The organism is Faecalicatena sp. Marseille-Q4148 (assembly GCA_018228665.1).
Taxonomy (GTDB): Bacteria; Bacillota; Clostridia; order Lachnospirales; family Lachnospiraceae; genus UBA9414.
The window spans coordinates 3006730-3023780 of record CP073692.1; the positions used below are offsets into that span (position 1 = coordinate 3006730).

The following is a 17051-nucleotide window of genomic DNA, read 5'->3' on the forward strand; positions in this document are numbered from 1 at the left end:
TATGAAACTCATGGCTAAGGGCTTTTTGTCGTCTTTATTTATCTGGTTTGAGTTGATCTTTGAACATTTCAACTAAGGCGTCACTAAGTTCCTGTGATGGCACTTTCGCCCATCTCTGTGTGGTATCGAACTTTGGATAGTGGTAACGCCAGTTATCGTATTCTTCTTTACTGATTTCTTCGGAAGATAACTTGTCCGCCTGTTCTTTCCAAGCATAGAGCATTTTCAGTAGTTCGTGAGCGTCTTTTCCTTTGTTCTTGTTGACTTTCAGACAGACTTCTCCGTCTGCTTCGCTGACAGTCAGACCGTATAAATCTTCAAGGGTAAACAAAGTGTGCATCAGTCCGATATAGCTGTCAATATCGGGTACATCGAGGGCATGAGGGGAAACATCAAGTGCCTGTGCCAGTGCAGCAGTAAGTTCCGCTTTTGGTTTTCTTGTTCCTGTTTCATATTGTGCTAAACGTACATCGGCACTTCGCTCAGGAAAACCGACAATCGTACCAAGATATTTTTGTGTCATTCCACGCAGAATGCGGAAAAAATGTATTCTCTCTCCAATCGCCATAATCATCGCTCCTTGTATATGTAGTGTAATCAGTATAGCAGATATGTTTAGGCAAAGTCAAGATAATACAAAACAAAAAAGTTTAATATTCTTCCGAAAACCACTTGACACAAACAAATATGCTTAGTATAATAGGTTCAAAATTAAACAAATAAGTTTAGAGAAAGAGGAGGGCAATCTATGGAGAACAAATTTATTCGTGCCGAAGAAGTGGCACAGGAACTAAGCGTATCAAAGCCTTATGCCTATAAGTTAATCCGACAGCTGAATGAGGAACTGAAAGCCAAAGGTTTTATTACGATTACAGGGCGTGTGAACCGCCAATATTTTTACGAAAGGCTCTACGGAGCAGGAAAGGAGGAAAAGTAATGCCGGTATTTAAGAATGAGGACAATGGAACATGGTATGTGATGGCAAGGTATGTGAACTGGAAAGGCGAGCGTAAGCAGAAATGCAAACGTGGTTTTGCCACCAAGAAAGAAGCTCAGGAATGGGAGAGAATGTTCCAGTTACAGAATGCGTCTGACCTTGATATGAGCTTTGAAGCCTTTACCGAACTGTATATCCGGGATGTGAAAACCCGTCTGAAGGAGAACACGTGGCTGACAAAGGAGCATATCATCCGCACGAAGATACTTCCGTATTTTGGCAAGTTAAGAATCAGCGAGATTTCCACAAAGGAGATTATCACATGGCAGAATGAACTGCTTGCCTATCGGGATGAGAAGAAAAAGCCATACTCACAGACCTATCTAAAAACGCTGCATAATCAACTGTCAGCCATATTTAATCATGCGGTACGTTATTATGAGTTGCGTTCCAATCCTGCCGCAAAGGTGGGAAATATGGGAAGTGAGGAACACAAGGAAATGCTGTTTTGGACAAAAGAAGAATACAAAAAGTTCTCTTTTGAGATGATGGACAAGCCAGTTTCCTTTTATGCTTTTGAAATGCTTTACTGGTGCGGTATCCGAGAAGGGGAGCTGCTTGCACTGACCGCAGCGGATTTTGATTTTGAGAAAGAAACGGTCAGAATTAACAAATCTTATCAGCGGCTACACGGAGAAGATGTGATTACTACACCGAAAACAAAGAAAAGCAACCGCATGATCAAAATGCCGAAGTTCCTTTGTGAAGAAATGCAGGAGTATTTGAAAATGCTCTACGGATTGAAAAAGAAAGACCGCATTTTTACAGTTACAAAAAGTTATCTCCATCACGAGATGGACAGAGGGGCAGAAGCCGCAGGTGTAAAGCGTATCCGCATTCATGATCTCAGGCACAGCCACATCAGTTTGCTCATTGATATGGGATTTTCGGCGGTGGCGATTGCAGACCGTGTGGGGCATGAAAGCATTGACATCACTTACCAGTACGCTCATCTGTTCCCGTCAAAACAGACGGAAATGGCAGACAGATTAGATGATTTAGGGAAAGGAGAGATTGCAAATGTCAGCTAAGAACAGGGATAACAAAAACCGATGGAGAAACATCACAGTAGGATTTCGGGTATCTCCCGAAGAAAATGAACGCATCAACAAGGCGGTTGCCTTATCGGGGCTGCCCAAACAGGAATATTGTTATCGCCGCTGTCTGAATCAGGATGTGGTGGTACAGGGCAATCCGAGAGTGTATAAGGCACTCAAACTGGAACTTGCCGCTGTCCTTACAGAGTTAAAGCGGATTGAAGCAGGGAATAGCGTGGATGAGGAACTACTGAATGTAATTGAACTGATTGCCATTATTCTTGGCGGTCTGAAAGGAGAGGATGAGAATGGAGAATAAAAAAGAAAAGACTGCCTTTAATCCATCTGTTGGCGCAGATGAAAGGCAGCCAATTCAAAAAATCGCTGAAAATAGTATATCCGAGTATGAGGAAAATATCAAGAGTTTTGAGGAAATGCAGAGAGAAATGCAGTTGAGTTTAGACCCCTCCTATCTCAAAGCAGTTTCCATGAATGAGCTGTTTGACACCCAGTATCAGAGCAAGCCGCCGTTGATCGACGGTCTGCTCTACCCCGGCACATATATTTTTGCAGGTTCTCCCAAACTGGGAAAGAGTTTTCTGATGGCACAGCTTGCCTATCACGTCAGCACAGGAACACCGCTTTGGAATTATACCACCCGAAAAGGAACGGTACTGTATCTTGCCCTTGAGGATGATTACCGCCGCTTACAGGAACGTCTGTATCGGATGTTTGGAACAGAGAGTGCGGACAATCTTTTCTTTTCTGCTTCCGCCAGCCAGCTAGGGAAAGGGCTGGATGAACAGCTTGCAAGGTTTGTGGCGGAGCATACGGACACGAAACTGATTATCATTGATACACTTCAAAAGGTGCGTGAGGTCGGCGGAGATAATTACAGCTACGCCAACGATTATCAGATTATGGCAAGGCTGAAAAGCTTTGCAGACGCCCACGGTCTTTGTATCCTGCTCGTACACCACACAAGGAAACAGACGGCGGATGATAAGTTTGATATGATTTCGGGAACAAGCGGACTGCTTGGTGCGGCAGACGGAGCATTTCTCCTTCAGAAAGAAAAACGGACAGGCAATGCAGCAACTTTGGAAGTATCGGGCAGAGATCAGCAAGACCAAAAGCTATATCTTATCCGCAATACAGAAACGTTATTGTGGGAACTGCAAAGGGCAGAAACTGAACTGTGGAAGGAACCGCCAGAGCCTTTACTGGATGAGATTGACGAACTTATTATGAAGGATAAATCCTTTTGGGAAGGCTCAGCAACGGAACTGGTTTCGCTGATAAAGGTAGAAATTCAGCCCCATGTCATCACACGAAAACTGAATGTTCTTTCAGGGCGATTGTATGCAGAGCATGGCATTTATTATAAGAGCAACCGCACCCACGATGGAAGAAAAATACGGTTTTGGAAAGACGATACGGAAACAGCGTGACAGTTGGTGACGGTTGTGACGGTATTTTTGACAGCGGGGGCGGTATCGAAATAACCGTCACAACTGTCACATACCGTCACGGAGAGGATGGGATATGATGAGAAACGTGCAAATATCACAGGAATTATTTATGCAGCTGCTCCGCTTTCACTTGATGGAAGATGAGAGTAGCGAGAAAGAGATTAAGCAGGAGTTGGAAAAAAAGTTGGACAAGATGGTCATGCGTGACCTGTTTGGAAAATCAAAAACTGCACCGACAGAGGAAGAACGGGAACAGGCAAGAAAAGAATATTTGGACAGGCGAGGAGTGCCGGAGAGTTTCCGTTGGTAATTCTTCCTTGATGATAAGGACAGGGGTGTGGCACACCCCTGTGAATAACAGATAAGGCAGGAAGTGGATATAAATTCGATTTCATTATGAATGGTGTGGTTCAAAGGTTTAAAGAAGTCGGAAAGAAAAAGTAGCCCGGATACGGGCAGAGAAAAAGGGCGGATACGCCCATAAATTTAAGCGTGAGTCCGAGAAGTAATCGGACTTTGTTAAATAAAAACAAGCCCTCGGCGTTTGAGAGCGAAATACACCCATCGCACAAACCTACGGTTTATACTCTGTGTATTTCGCTCTGCGAGGCTTATGCCGGACACGGCAATCAGTTCGTAAACAGGTGCCTATGCACCTACTCACAATAAAGTCGGCGAGAGCCGGGGAAGGAGGATGCTTATAGGCAGACATTCATTTATCAGACAAAGTAAGCTGTCCGATGTGGCAGGAAGGATTGATTATATCTCTAATCCGAAACGGCAGGAATATCTCTATGCGACCTATCAGACAGAAGGAGTAACACCGGAGTTTTGGAAAAATCTTGCAAGAGAAAATCAGTTGGATTTTAAGGCAAGTGGTTCAGCAGGGAAATGTATTGAAGGGCGTGAGTTTATCATAGCGCTTCCAGAAAGTTTTGTTCAGTACAGGGCAGATGATGTGGTAAGGATTTTTACGGAGACTTTCCATAAAAGATACGGTGTGGAGTGCATCGCTGCCCTTCATCACAACAAGGCAAAGACGAATTATCATATTCATCTGGTATTCAGTGAACGGAAAATGTTGGAGCAGCCTGAAGTGAAGATTGCCACCCGAAATATGTTTTATGATGAACAGGGAAAGCATAGACGCACGAAAAAAGAGATTTTAGACGAGCAGGGAAATATCCGGGCAGGGTGCAGTATTATCCCCAAAGGCGAAATTTATGAAAGCCATATCTTCACGAAAAAGGATGAATGGTTTAAGAACAAAGCATTTACCAAAGAAGTCAAGGAACTGTTTACCGATACGATCAACCGATATGTAAAAGAGGAATCAGAAAAATTATCCGTATTCCAACAGGGTGGCGTATATCTGGCAACGAAGAAAATCGGAAAGAACAATCCGAAAGCAGAGGAGATAAAGGCAGACAATGCGGCAAGGCAGGAATGGAATCGGACAGTTGATGTGGCATTAGTTGAAGGCGTTCCTGAAGAAGATATTTTGAAAATCAAGCAGGAAAAAATCACAGACAGAACGCTGCAATCTATCAGGATACATGGTTGGCTGCCGGATATGTTACGTCAGATTATCCGAGGTGCGAAAGACTTTTTGCAGGAGGTAATTTTCAAATTTAAACTACCGCCGAAACCTGTACCCAAGATTGATTTGCAGGAATGGAAAGATATGCAGAAGCTCATGTATGAATTGCAGAGACAGTCCATGGAGATAAAACGCACACAGCAGGATATTTCTTCTTTGAAAAAGCAACTGTCAGAGTTACGAGGACTATTTAAAGGCAAAGAGCGAAAATCTTTGGAGGGGAAAATTGAACTGTTAGAGGATTTGGAGAAACGTCTGCACAAGAGTTTGGAACAGATAGTAAAGCGGGAAGGCTATCCCAATGTGCAAGCCTTTCAGAAGGTTTATAACAAGACAGAAGGATTGATTATAGAATACAACGAAGAACTAAGGGCATGGAAAAATCAGACAAAACAGAAGAGAGAGAAACTGTTAGAACAACCGAAAAAAACAAGCGTATTGGAAAAGCTGCACCGCTATCAGCAGGAAGGCAGACAGCAGCCGAAACGGTCAGTCAAGAAAAAATCTATGGATAGAGAACGATAAGAAAGGTGGAAACGATTATGAAGAAAACAATATTTGAAGAAATAGGCGGCACTTATATCAGACATGGGGATTATCTTATCCCCTGTCTTACCTTGCCGGAGGAAGAACAGAGGTTTGTAGGCGTATGGGGACAAAGACATTTACGTTATTTGAAAGAGTATAAGAGAGCGGTTTATATTACTCTGCTTACAAGTGGCAGGCTGAATAGTTATCTTGCAGATATAGAGGAACAAGCACAGGAACGCTTTGAAAGGATTATAGAGCAGATGAAACAGGCACAGGGAATCACGGAACAGTTAAAGGTAGAGAACGTTTGGGAATGGATAGGCAGGATGAATGACATACAGGCATGTGCGAGGGAGATTGTGAATCATCAGATAATCTATATATAATTCGAACAGCGGTAAAGAACATGAAGATATATGATATGTTTTTACCGCTGCATTATATATTTGAATATCGAAAAAAATGTATGAAATTCATCAAAAATAATTGAAAAAAGATTTTTTATGCACTATACTGTGTATGTCGAATTATTTACGGGAGGATTTCTGAATGGCAGTCAGTTACAAAAGGCTTTGGAAACTTTTGATTGATAGAGATATGAAAAAAAGTGATCTGGAACGGGAAGCACATTTGACCCATTATTCCTTGTCTAAACTGGTAAAAGGGCAGGATGTTTCTACTGATGTTTTATATAAGATATGTTCAGCTTTGGATTGTGATGTTAATGATATTATGGAATTTGTAGATGATGAAGTTGAACAGTGAAACAAGGAGATAAAGTAATGGCAAATAATGCGAATTTACATGCAGCTGGTGTTGCAAAAAAGGATGAATTTTATACTCAATATGAGGATATACAGAGTGAATTAAATCATTATGAAAAGCACTTTAAGGGAAAGACAGTTTTATGTAATTGCGATGACCCATTTGAAAGTAATTTCTGTAAGTTCTTTTTGAGGAATTTTAATTATCTTGGATTGAAACGTTTGATTTGTACATCATATAGTACTTCATCAGTGGCGTGGAGACAAATGACAATATGGGATTATCTTGGCGAACAGGTTACGACAAAAAATGGACACGGTTACGTTATGGATATAAAAGAAGTTCCAATGGCGAATGGTCGTGGTGTATCAGATGAAGATATTGATAAATTGTTAAAATCCAAAAAACGTGGAGTTAAGAAATTGAATGGGGATGGCGATTTTCGTTCAGATGAATGTATTGAGTATTTAAAACAAGCGGACATTGTAGTTACAAATCCACCATTTAGTTTATTCCGAGAATATGTTGCATTGTTAATGAAATATGAGAAGAAGTTTTTGATTATAGGCAACGTCAATGCAATTACATACAAAGAAATATTTCCACTAATTCAAAATGACGAACTGTGGTTAGGGGTTAGTATTCATAGTGGCGATAGAAAATTTTATGTACCTGATAATTATCCGCTTAGAGCAGCGGGATGCGGTGTAGATGAAAATGGAAGAAAATATATTCGTGTTAAAGGAGTTCGTTGGTTTACCAATCTTGATCATGGTAAACGACATGAGAAACTGATTTTGTATCGCAAGTATTATGGTAATGAAGAAGATTATCCGCATTATGCGAATTATGATGCCATTAATGTAGATAAGGTTGCTGATATTCCTTGCGATTATTTTGAGGAAATGGGTGTACCAATTACATATCTGGACAAGCACAACCCTGAACAGTTTGAGATTATTGGGGCAAGCAGATGGTTAGGAAGACCTATGTCAGAAATTGCACCAAAAGGGAGCTATGTTGCAGGCGGAGTGAGATTTTATTTACCACTTGACAAGGCTGAAGAAACCAATAACAATCTGAGAGCAGAGCAGAGCAGAGCAGAGCAGAGCAGAGCAGAGCAGAGCAGAGCAGAGCAGAGCAGAGCAGAGCAGAGCAGAGCAGAGCAGAGCAGAGCAGAGCAGAGCAGAGCAGAGCAGAGCAGAGCAGCTCTACCGTTGCCTATACGACAGAATTGTCATCAGACAGCGCAGAGTATAAACGACTCTATGACAGAATCGTTATTAGGCGTAAGATGTAACGGGATAATGGGTGTACCAATTACTTTTTTGGATAAATATAATCCGAAACAATTTGAAATTTTGGGTATCACATTAGGAAACACAGTTGATTATGAAATGACTGCACTTTTTGAAAATGCTGTCCAGCATAATAAAAATGGCACATTACAGGGTGGTAGTAAAGTGAATACACGTGCTGCACTTTGTGTAAAAGATAAACCGACTGGTACAGTGTACTATACGGCAGATAATGTAGATGGATATTTATTAAGTATATATCCACGAATTTTAATCAGAAGGAGAAACGGCAATGAAAATTGAGCCAAAATCAATTAAAATCAGAGATGTGTTTGAAAGTTATGTAGATAATGGCGATGATGGAGTATTTGCGTATGGTGGAAGGTTGGCTATTCGTCCTCCATATCAGAGAGAATTTGTATATGACCAAAAGCAAGCGGAAGCGGTCATTCATACAGTTTTGAAAGGCTTTCCATTAAATGTTATGTATTGGGTAAAAACTGGGGATGAACAGTACGAAGTTCTTGACGGTCAGCAACGAACTTTGTCAGTAATGCAATATTTAAAGCATCAGTTTCCGATTACGATTGATGGCAAGAAATTTTATTGGGATGCGTTGCCAGACGATAAATATAATGCAATTATGAATTATGATTTTATGATTTATATCTGCGAGGGAACGGATTCTGAAAAATTAGACTGGTTTACGGTTGTAAATATAGCGGGAGAAAAACTGACAGATCAGGAAATTAGAAATATTAGTTATACAGGAGAGTGGCTTTCAGATGCAAAATTGCATTTTTCAAAGAGAAACTGTGCAGCAAAAGGTTTATCCGATAAATATATTACGGGTGATCCTAATCGCCAGGAGCTTCTTGAAAAAGCTCTTAGAGGTATCTGTGAATATCAGGGAATAAAGGATATTACGGAATATATGGCTTTGCATAAATCGGACGCAGATGCCGATGAATTGTGGCAATATTTTCAAGATGTTATTTACTGGGCACAGAAAATTTTCCCCAAATATTATGCAGATATGAAAGGATTAGACTGGTGCTATCTTTATAATGAATATCACGACCGTTCATACAATTCGTCTGCAATGAATGATGAAGTAAAGCGTTTGCATGAGGATGAGGATGTGCAGAAGTCGAAAGGAATTTATGAATATTTGCTTTGCAGGGAAACAGACCCATATGCAGGACGATTATTAAATTTACGAGCATTTGATAAGCGGGATAAAATGGCAGCGTATAGTAGACAAAATGGAATTTGTCCTATTTGCGGACAGCATTTTGAGTTTAATGAAATGGAAGGCGACCATATTAAGCCGTGGAGTAAAGGTGGACAGACTATTCCTGAAAATTGTCAAATGCTTTGTAAAGACTGTAATGGTAAAAAGACAGACAAGTATTGATAGAGTGAAATAAGTTTTTTCAGATTCCTATTTAAGAAAACGCTGATAAAAAGGAGATAAAGACTCTATGAAAAATATGAAAATAGATGCCAATGGAACAGAAATCAGAGTGATGGGCGATGTTGTTAATGAAGACGCTTATATTTCGCTTACTGACATTGCCAAATATAAAAATCCGGATAATGCCTTTATCGTGGTGGCAAATTGGATGCGTAATCATTCTACGATTTCATTTTTGGGCTTGTGGGAACAAATTCACAATCCCAAATTTAAACCTATCGAATTCGATAGGTTTAAAGCGGAATCTGGAGATAATGCTTTTACGTTGACACCGCAGCAATGGATAAAAGCAACGGATGCAATTGGTATAGTATCAAAATCGGGACGATATGGCGGCACTTATGCTCATACGGATATAGCGTTTGAGTTTGCTTCATGGATTTCGCCGGAATTTAAGCTTTATATCATCAAAGATTATCAGCGATTAAAGAAAGATGAAGCAGATCGGTTAGCAATCGGATGGGATGTAAAGAGAGAACTTTCAAAAATAAATTATCGTATCCATACAGATGCGGTAAAAGAATTTTTGATAACGCCCACATTATCTCCGCAGGAAATGGCATATACATATGCTTCAGAAGCAGATATTCTAAATATGGCTTTGTTTGGAAAAACAGCAGCACAATGGAGAAATGAAAAAGGAATAAAAGCTAAAACTCCTAATATCAGAGATTTTGCTTCTGCGGAAGAATTGGTTGTGCTTATCAATCTGGAGGATACAAATGCAGATTTGATAAGACAGGATGTGCCTAAAATTGAACGACTAAAGATATTACGAGAAAAGGCATATCGACAACTTGAAATTCTTAAAAAGAATCAGGAAACGATACAGGTATTGAAACGGAATCTTATTGAAGATACAGGAAAAAACAATTAGAAAACAGATAATGTGATAAATTTTTTGAGGGAAGAAGGTGGGATTATATGAAGGTTAATGTTTTTAGAATTGAAAATGACAAAGTTGGTGATTTGACAGTTGAATTGGAAGATAATGGATTTGAATGTGAGGCAGATAATGAAGATAAAAATAGTTATTCGGCATTATATTTGCGAAAAAAACATTCCCAAAACAGAGGCTGGTTGGAATATTATCAGCAGTTATTATCAGAAGAAAAATTTGCATACTACACTGAAAATATAGGCAGTGAATCCGTTTCAGGACTTTTCCTAATACAGAAAAATGATTATTCATATGCATTTTCCTATGGACAGACGCATTTTATTGTTCGTAAATATTGTGATAAGGATTTTGGATTAAATCTTGCAGAACGAATCCTTGATCCACAAGGACTAAAAATGAAACATTCCCAAACATTTACGTCAGCTGGGAAAAAAGATATAACATCATATCTACAAAATAGAAAGCTTGATGATTCTCGTGATTATGGAGAAGCATTTAGTTATGTAAAATGTAAAACGATAGATAAGGAACTGTGGGGCGAAAGTGCTGATTTTGGTGAATCTGCACGATTTTCTTTTGGAAAAAGTTTTCATTTAAGTCCACTGGAACTTTATCGTTTTACGGATGAGATTGAAAAAGCATTGAAAGCAGAAGTAAATATTAAACTTCCAAGATATCATAAAGTTATTGATAAGAATGTTCTTGATTCTTTAAATGAAGAATTAGATAAACATTTTGGGGATTTTGTTATGGATGTTGATGTTAGTGATTACTGGTTGACAGGAGTTAGTTTTAATTTTTCGAATGATTATAGATATTCACTTAAACTCTTCAAAACGGATTTGTCAGATATTAGTGATACTTTGGATATAAATTATATTCGTGAAGCAATTTCTGATAATAAAGAAAAAATTAAAGGAAAATATAATTCTATCAGGGTAATATTTTATAATGAAAATGACGAAGCTTTATTTTCCAAGAAATTAAAGGAACTATTGCAAATTACTGTGGAGTTTAATGGAAAATATTATGTTTTCTTTCAAAATGAATGGGTTGAGTTTAGTGAATCATATGTTAAATTTATCCAAGAGCAAGTTGATAGTATTAATTTTCATATAAAACAATCTACAAATCAAACGGAAACGGAATTAATTGATTCGTTGGTAGCAAGTGGTAAATATACACAATTACACAAAGACAATGTGTATATTAATGGAAAATATTGCATAGAGAAGGCAGATCTTATGGATGATGAGAGCGTGGTTATGATAAAGGATCAGCATCAACAGGCAGATTTAGTTTATTTGGTAAAACAGGCTACAACATCTTTGAGATTAGCCAATGCGGGAGAAATAGGGGAAAATGTGTTTAATGGACGCAGTGTATGCTTATGGATGTTAGTTAATCGAAAGAGGTTAACCAAACTTTCAGATTTTAAATCATTTCATCTGTTGGATGCATTAAATGATTTTAAAAAGGCGGCGGTGGCTCTGAATTTAACACCAGAAATTTGGATTAGTTTGGAAAAATAATTTGTGAAGGAAGACCGGAAATTTTTATTGTATTTCTAAGCAAAACCGCTTATAATTTGAGTCGGAATATATTGCTATTATCCACAGTTTCAGAGCGTGTGTTATCAATGCCGATAACAAAATGATAACATGAGCATGTATAGGCAGGATAATATGGATAAATCAAATAATCAAAAGAACTATAAATACGACAATGAATAATCTCTAAACAAAATTGATTAGTAATTGTCGAATTTGAATAATATATTTGTCACTTAACAACCTTCGTTATCCTCTTTTTAACAAAAGTCGTTAGCGTGGGAAGAATGGCAGGCATAAAAAATAATACAAAGAAAATGAGTATGAAAAGACCTTGAAGGAGAAATCCTTTAAGGTCTTTTTTTAACGAATTTTCTGACCGTATCATCTATCAGAAACCTTGTAAAATCAATACTTTCGAGCATTTACGAATACCTTGAACGAATATCTTTTATGAATATTCGTTAAGAAAATCTTGAACGAAATCCCAGTGCGAAAATTCGTTAAGAAAGTCGGACAGAAATTCGGGGAGACGCTAACGGAGTTTGTTAAAAAGACGCTAACGGGATTTGTTAAACGACATAGTGGTTTTTGAAAATAGCGTTTTTGGGAAAAAGCGAAAATACAAGAATCACTAGGAAAATCAAGGGTTCCAGCCATTTTAGGGAAAATTCCCAAAACCATTTTGGGAAGAAGAAAACTTGTTTTTGGGGAAATTCTTTCATTTTTGGGAACGTTTTTGGGAAGATGCTAGGAAGGATTGAAATACGGACATGAAAGGATAACGGAACAGTGAGAAGAAAGAATTACAAGGGAAGGTGCGAGAAGCGTGTACTTGCTAAAAGCACAGAAGTTTGTAGGCTATATGATGAGATACAGGCACTATACGCTAATAGGTTACAGGATTGTGAGGAAATCAAAGAAATACGATGTAACATATTACTGGAAGGATTAGAGGTGGGAGACTATACTTCTGATTTTGTATGTGTAAAATCAGATGGTGATTTGATGGTACGGGAATGTGTCTATCGGAAATTCCTTACAAAACCTATGACAGTAAAGTTACTGGATGCAAGTCGGAACTATTGGTTGAATCATGGTGTTACGGATTGGGGGTTGGTGATAGATGAAGAAAAATAGTTTGTGGAAATCAGGAGAACAGATAGTTCGTGTACTGGAACTGAAAAATGAGAAGGTCTTTGTGATTGATTGTGTAAAAAGGTCTATGCCCTATTGGGTTATAGCGGATTCTCTTTCAGGATATGAAGAATGTACAGAATCAGAAATGCTACAAGAAACAGGTGTGGTGATTCCAGATATAGAGTGTTTGGATGCAGAAAGCAGACGGTTTATCCGAGAGCATTTTACAATGATTGCCCCTGTACTTCCTTTTGTATCGGATATTAAGCAGAGAACCTATATTATTAATCAAATAGCTGCTGAAAAGAATGTAAGCAAGCAGACTATACGAAACTATCTTTGTCTGTATCTTGTATATCAAAATGAAGCTGTCTTTTGTCCAAAACAGAAGGAAGAAAAAGAACTTACTGAGGATGAAAAGAACATGCGGTGGGGATTAAACAAGTTTTACTATAATCAGCATAAGAACAGCATTTCCACAGCATATACCATGATGCTACGTGCGAAATATTGTGATAAGAACGGTGTGATTCTTCCAGAACATCCGAGTATCAATCAATTCCGATACTTTGAAAAGAAATACAGGAAAAGACAGAACTATTATATATCAAGAAATGGATTAAAGGATTATCAAAAGAATCATAGACCGCTTTTAGGAGATGGAATACAGGAGTTTGCCCCTCATGTTGGGGTAGGGATGCTGGATGCAACGGTCTGTGATATTTACCTTGTAAATGATGCTGGGGAATTGATAGGCAGACCGATTCTTACAGCTTGTATAGATGCGTACAGTGGATTGTGTTGTGGATATTCTTTAACATGGGAAGGTGGAACATACAGTCTGAGAGGATTAATGCTAAATGTGATAGGAGATAAGCAGGAGCATTGTAAAAGGTTTGGAATACAGATTCAAAAAGAAGATTGGAATTGTAACAGACTTCCGGCAACGCTTGTGACCGATATGGGAGTAACCTTTTTTAATCAGTTCGTTCTGCCATCGTCTGATGTCCGCAGCGGTAATATCATTCACACGTTTCTGCCCAAAGTACGGAAGAATTTTCAAATCGATAATATATTTTTTCGTTCTCATGGTATGCTCACGCAGACGTGTTTCCATGTCTGCGTAATACATCTTCAGAAACTCCTCAAATTTCATATCGAAATCGGCTTTTTGTGTGACAAGGAAAGTCCTCAGCCATTCCTCCGCTTCTCTTTTGGTAGCAAATCCCCGTTTTGTTGATTTCCGGCGCTTTCCCTGCCAATCCGTAAATCGATACTGGATTAACCATTTTCCAGTTTTAGGATCCTTTTCAGCTTTCATGTCTTACCTCTCCTTTCTACGCACCGTAACCATACCAGCGTTTTTCTAAATAACGTCTGGGAACTTTGCCTGCAATGACCAAGAAGAACATGATAATATACCTGGATTTCGTGACCACGATGTATATATTTCTTGTGAGAAATGTAAGCGAAAGTATATTTTAGATATCAGTAAAGGTGTAAGAAACTGGGAACTTGTAGAAAAATAATATTTTATAAACAAAATGAGATGGAATTAATGTTGATCTATATAGGAGATGATACATAATAAATGAAGAAGAGGATTGTATTAGTGCTAAGTGTTTTTTTGGTAATATCACTTATAGGAAATGTAGTGTTATTAATGAAACTAAGTGATAAAAACAGCAATAGTGAATTAGAGAGTGTATATGATTTAAATAATGTTCCAGATGAACTAATTGGAATTTGGGAAGCTAAGGCAGGAAGAAAAGTGGAAATTTTTGAAGATGGTAAAGTATACTGGACATATAATGCATCTGGTGCAATATATACAGGGTATATAGGGGAAATTAACGGATACTCTATCGTGTTATCTCAAGAATATGAGGGAAATGGGCAGGGAAATTATCAATCGATGTCAGAAGTATCAGAAGAAGAATTACAAAATACGTATATCATTTATGATATTACGATGCATGGAGAGGAAGCGTTTTCTGCACAAAATGTAGATTCTAGAGAATACGCATGGTCATTTATAAAAAGCAAGTAAAATGAGTGAAAAATGAAATTAAATCAACATTTTTACAAAGAGATGGTTGTTCCAGTGGCATGTTTATGTTATGATATTTTTATGGCAACATTTTGGCAACAGAAAATCAGTAAGCCAGAATAATTTATGTAATTGAAGTAAAAACAGGTGTGTATCCACATAAAACATAAACAAATATAGTTAAGAATGACGAAGAACACGCCGAGTTTGAATAGTTGCTATTGTCATTTAACAACCTTCGTTATCCTCTTTTTAACAAAAGCGTTAGCGTGGGAAGAATGGCAGATAAGAAAAAATACAGAAGTAATATCAGACCTTAGGGATGAAAAACCTTAGGGTCTTTTTTTACGAATCCTGTTCACGGCAGTCGTTGTGATATTGGAAAGAAAGTACGTGGAGGCGCTAAGGGAGTTTGCAAAGCGACAATATTTATATAAAGAACTTGCAAATTCCAGTTCATCTGAGCAAGAGAGGTGTGAAGGTTTCGTGGAATATGCAAGAATTAGATTAAATACTGGTTTTAATAAAAAAACTGTAAAATCTTGCGTTGAATTTTATAGAATTTGCTATATACTAGTGGTAGATAGGAGAATTATTTAAAAGAAATTGTTGATGAAATTATAAGAAGCAGAAAAAGGTTTAGATGTCCAAACTTTTGTACACTTGATATTTTATAATATCCTTAGTAAACAATAACAAAGTTTTATCTTTTAGAGGAGCATGGCAAGTGATGAGAATACAGGAAACAGTAAGAAAGCCGATGACGGAAGCAAAATATCTGAATGTGGATAATACGGACAGATATCGTCCGATCATCCGGCTTTTTTATTTGAAGTATGAAAAGCTGAAGTATTGGCTGTATCAGGAAGAGGTATATGAGGAATTAAAGGAAGATGCATACTTTAGAGAATATACACCGGAGCAGTGTCAGCAGGACTTGGCAGCTTTGACTGCATGGGGGAATCTGGTAACCATTCAGGATACGAAAAAGGTTGCGACTATTGAGGAGTTTAAGAATAAAAAGTTCCGATATCAGTTATCTGAAGCTACAGTAGAAATTGAGCGAATGGTTATCCGGGTAGAGAATCTGTTTATTGAAAGTTCTTCGCTGGAACCAACATTGTTGGAGAGACTTCGTATTAATCTGAGTAAATTTTCTGAAATTGCGAAAGCAGATCAGGAGCATATATATGCATGGTGGAATGATTTGAATAATGATTTTATGCGATTGAATCAGAATTATCAGGATTATATGCGGGAGTTGAACAGTGTAAAGGCAGAAGAAATGATGAAGACGACAGAGTTTCTTGTGTTCAAAGACCGTTTAATTGAGTATTTGAGAAGTTTCGTGAAGAGTCTGCAGGTCAATGCAGCATCTATAGAGCAGTGCCTGAAGAATACAGATAGAGAGGTTTTGAAGTGCCTGCTGGCGGAAGTTGTACAATATGAATTGTTGATTCCGAGAATCGATGTGGAAGTAAAGGAAGATTTAATTGCTGATAAAGTATATGGTCGATGGCAAAGCCTGGAGGAATGGTTTACCGGAGCGGAAGGAAAGGATTCCGAGGCGGCAAAAGTATTTGATACAACGAATGAAATTATACGAAAGATTACAAGGTATGCGGCAAGAATTAGTGAAATGAGCAATGCAGGGGCAAATCGGCGGGAAGAATATCATAAGGTAGCTGTGATGTTTTCAAAATGTAAGGACATTTTTGAGGCGCACAGATTAGCTGCTGTTGTATTTGGAATTGAAAAGCCGCTGCATTTAAAAGGACTGCCGGGGCGTCAGACAGAGAGTATTAACAGTGGTGTATTCGAGGAGGAGCCATATGTTGTAACAGTAACGCCGCGAGTTCGCACATACAAAGAAAAATCAAGACGGAGCGGGATTGTTGACCGTTCGAAAGAAAAAGAAGAAATGAGACTTGTTACGATACAGAGATTAGAGGAAGAACGCAGGCTTTTGAAAAGTTATATTCGGGATAATCGTCTGGAGTTTGCGAAACTTCCGGAGATAGAACCGCATGTAAGGGATGTATTTCTGACATGGCTTTCCAAAGCGTTGGAGAATAAAAGTCTTCAAGGAAAAACAGAGGATGGGCAGGTTTATCATGTGGAAAAGTCTGATACAGAGGAAATATGCATTTTGAAATCGCCGGACGGTAATTTGCAAATGCCGGCATATGTGATTGTATTTGAAAAAAATGAGTGAAGGGAATTTGAAAAGAAG

The 17051-nt window shown here is 38.3% G+C and carries 16 protein-coding genes and 1 pseudogene; 15 read left to right on the forward strand and 2 right to left on the reverse strand.

The window, feature by feature from the left end:
* Positions 1 to 34: 34 nt before the first annotated feature.
* Entirely contained in the window at positions 35 to 568 is a 534-nt protein-coding gene (locus KFE17_14565) for a helix-turn-helix transcriptional regulator (protein QUO32003.1), read from the reverse strand.
* Between the two features lie 180 nt (positions 569 to 748).
* Here KFE17_14565 and KFE17_14570 point away from each other — a divergent pair, with 180 nt between their 5' ends.
* From KFE17_14570 to KFE17_14630, 13 genes are all read left to right on the forward strand, one after another.
* Positions 749 to 937, forward strand: a complete 189-nt coding sequence (locus KFE17_14570; GenBank protein ID QUO32004.1) for a LysR family transcriptional regulator — start codon at positions 749 to 751, stop codon at positions 935 to 937.
* On the forward strand, positions 937 to 2028 hold the full coding sequence (locus KFE17_14575; protein ID QUO32005.1) for a site-specific integrase: 1092 nt from the start codon (positions 937 to 939) through the stop codon (positions 2026 to 2028). The genes KFE17_14570 and KFE17_14575 overlap by 1 nt, the downstream gene beginning before the upstream one ends.
* Positions 2018 to 2353 carry a hypothetical protein gene (locus tag KFE17_14580; GenBank protein ID QUO32006.1) on the forward strand — a complete coding sequence of 112 codons (336 nt, stop codon included), beginning with the start codon at positions 2018 to 2020 and terminating at the stop codon, positions 2351 to 2353. Before KFE17_14575 ends, KFE17_14580 begins: the two co-directional genes overlap by 11 nt.
* Positions 2343 to 3485 (forward strand): AAA family ATPase, encoded by a 1143-nt coding sequence (locus KFE17_14585; protein ID QUO32007.1) that lies wholly within the window; start codon positions 2343 to 2345, stop codon positions 3483 to 3485. Before KFE17_14580 ends, KFE17_14585 begins: the two co-directional genes overlap by 11 nt.
* 97 nt (positions 3486 to 3582) lie before the next feature.
* Positions 3583 to 3816 (forward strand): complexin-2, encoded by a 234-nt coding sequence (locus KFE17_14590; protein QUO33740.1) that lies wholly within the window; start codon positions 3583 to 3585, stop codon positions 3814 to 3816.
* Positions 3817 to 4200: 384 nt separating this feature from the next.
* Entirely contained in the window at positions 4201 to 5631 is a 1431-nt protein-coding gene (locus KFE17_14595; GenBank protein QUO32008.1) for a MobA/MobL family protein, read from the forward strand.
* A 17-nt stretch (positions 5632 to 5648) separates the two neighbouring features.
* Positions 5649 to 6023 (forward strand): TnpV protein, encoded by a 375-nt coding sequence (locus KFE17_14600; GenBank protein ID QUO32009.1) that lies wholly within the window; start codon positions 5649 to 5651, stop codon positions 6021 to 6023.
* Positions 6024 to 6186: 163 nt separating this feature from the next.
* Positions 6187 to 6402, forward strand: coding sequence for a helix-turn-helix transcriptional regulator (locus tag KFE17_14605; GenBank protein ID QUO32010.1), 216 nt, complete (start codon positions 6187 to 6189; stop codon positions 6400 to 6402).
* 17 nt (positions 6403 to 6419) lie between these two features.
* Entirely contained in the window at positions 6420 to 8003 is a 1584-nt protein-coding gene (locus KFE17_14610) for an adenine-specific methyltransferase EcoRI family protein (protein ID QUO32011.1), read from the forward strand.
* Positions 7993 to 9117 carry a DUF262 domain-containing protein gene (locus tag KFE17_14615; protein QUO32012.1) on the forward strand — a complete coding sequence of 375 codons (1125 nt, stop codon included), beginning with the start codon at positions 7993 to 7995 and terminating at the stop codon, positions 9115 to 9117. Before KFE17_14610 ends, KFE17_14615 begins: the two co-directional genes overlap by 11 nt.
* A 67-nt stretch (positions 9118 to 9184) precedes the next feature.
* Positions 9185 to 10054 carry a KilA-N domain-containing protein gene (locus KFE17_14620; GenBank protein QUO32013.1) on the forward strand — a complete coding sequence of 290 codons (870 nt, stop codon included), beginning with the start codon at positions 9185 to 9187 and terminating at the stop codon, positions 10052 to 10054.
* A gap of 47 nt (positions 10055 to 10101) precedes the next feature.
* Positions 10102 to 11610: a TIGR04141 family sporadically distributed protein gene (locus KFE17_14625; GenBank protein ID QUO32014.1), complete on the forward strand. Its 1509-nt coding sequence runs from the start codon at positions 10102 to 10104 to the stop codon at positions 11608 to 11610.
* Between the two features lie 810 nt (positions 11611 to 12420).
* Positions 12421 to 12768, forward strand: a complete 348-nt coding sequence (locus KFE17_14630) for a hypothetical protein (GenBank protein ID QUO32015.1) — start codon at positions 12421 to 12423, stop codon at positions 12766 to 12768.
* A gap of 964 nt (positions 12769 to 13732) precedes the next feature.
* Here the strand turns inward: KFE17_14630 and KFE17_14635 are convergent.
* Positions 13733 to 14089, reverse strand: a pseudogene (locus KFE17_14635) (Arm DNA-binding domain-containing protein).
* 270 nt (positions 14090 to 14359) lie between these two features.
* Here KFE17_14635 and KFE17_14640 point away from each other — a divergent pair.
* Complete coding sequence (locus KFE17_14640) at positions 14360 to 14818, forward strand: hypothetical protein (GenBank protein QUO32016.1); 459 nt, start codon at positions 14360 to 14362, stop codon at positions 14816 to 14818.
* A gap of 730 nt (positions 14819 to 15548) precedes the next feature.
* Positions 15549 to 17033 carry a TIGR02677 family protein gene (locus KFE17_14645; GenBank protein QUO32017.1) on the forward strand — a complete coding sequence of 495 codons (1485 nt, stop codon included), beginning with the start codon at positions 15549 to 15551 and terminating at the stop codon, positions 17031 to 17033.
* The last annotated feature ends 18 nt before the right edge of the window (positions 17034 to 17051 follow it).

What these genes read in the sequence shown, in the direction of transcription:
- KFE17_14565 (QUO32003.1), bottom strand. Translation starts at nt 568, where the DNA reads ATGGCGATTGGAGAGAGAATACATTTTTTCCGCATTCTGCGTGGAATG.
- KFE17_14570 (QUO32004.1), top strand. Translation starts at nt 749, where the DNA reads ATGGAGAACAAATTTATTCGTGCCGAAGAAGTGGCACAGGAACTAAGC.
- KFE17_14575 (QUO32005.1), top strand. Translation starts at nt 937, where the DNA reads ATGCCGGTATTTAAGAATGAGGACAATGGAACATGGTATGTGATGGCA.
- KFE17_14580 (QUO32006.1), top strand. Translation starts at nt 2,018, where the DNA reads ATGTCAGCTAAGAACAGGGATAACAAAAACCGATGGAGAAACATCACA.
- KFE17_14585 (QUO32007.1), top strand. Translation starts at nt 2,343, where the DNA reads ATGGAGAATAAAAAAGAAAAGACTGCCTTTAATCCATCTGTTGGCGCA.
- KFE17_14590 (QUO33740.1), top strand. Translation starts at nt 3,583, where the DNA reads ATGAGAAACGTGCAAATATCACAGGAATTATTTATGCAGCTGCTCCGC.
- KFE17_14595 (QUO32008.1), top strand. Translation starts at nt 4,201, where the DNA reads ATGCTTATAGGCAGACATTCATTTATCAGACAAAGTAAGCTGTCCGAT.
- KFE17_14600 (QUO32009.1), top strand. Translation starts at nt 5,649, where the DNA reads ATGAAGAAAACAATATTTGAAGAAATAGGCGGCACTTATATCAGACAT.
- KFE17_14605 (QUO32010.1), top strand. Translation starts at nt 6,187, where the DNA reads ATGGCAGTCAGTTACAAAAGGCTTTGGAAACTTTTGATTGATAGAGAT.
- KFE17_14610 (QUO32011.1), top strand. Translation starts at nt 6,420, where the DNA reads ATGGCAAATAATGCGAATTTACATGCAGCTGGTGTTGCAAAAAAGGAT.
- KFE17_14615 (QUO32012.1), top strand. Translation starts at nt 7,993, where the DNA reads ATGAAAATTGAGCCAAAATCAATTAAAATCAGAGATGTGTTTGAAAGT.
- KFE17_14620 (QUO32013.1), top strand. Translation starts at nt 9,185, where the DNA reads ATGAAAAATATGAAAATAGATGCCAATGGAACAGAAATCAGAGTGATG.
- KFE17_14625 (QUO32014.1), top strand. Translation starts at nt 10,102, where the DNA reads ATGAAGGTTAATGTTTTTAGAATTGAAAATGACAAAGTTGGTGATTTG.
- KFE17_14640 (QUO32016.1), top strand. Translation starts at nt 14,360, where the DNA reads ATGAAGAAGAGGATTGTATTAGTGCTAAGTGTTTTTTTGGTAATATCA.
- KFE17_14645 (QUO32017.1), top strand. Translation starts at nt 15,549, where the DNA reads ATGAGAATACAGGAAACAGTAAGAAAGCCGATGACGGAAGCAAAATAT.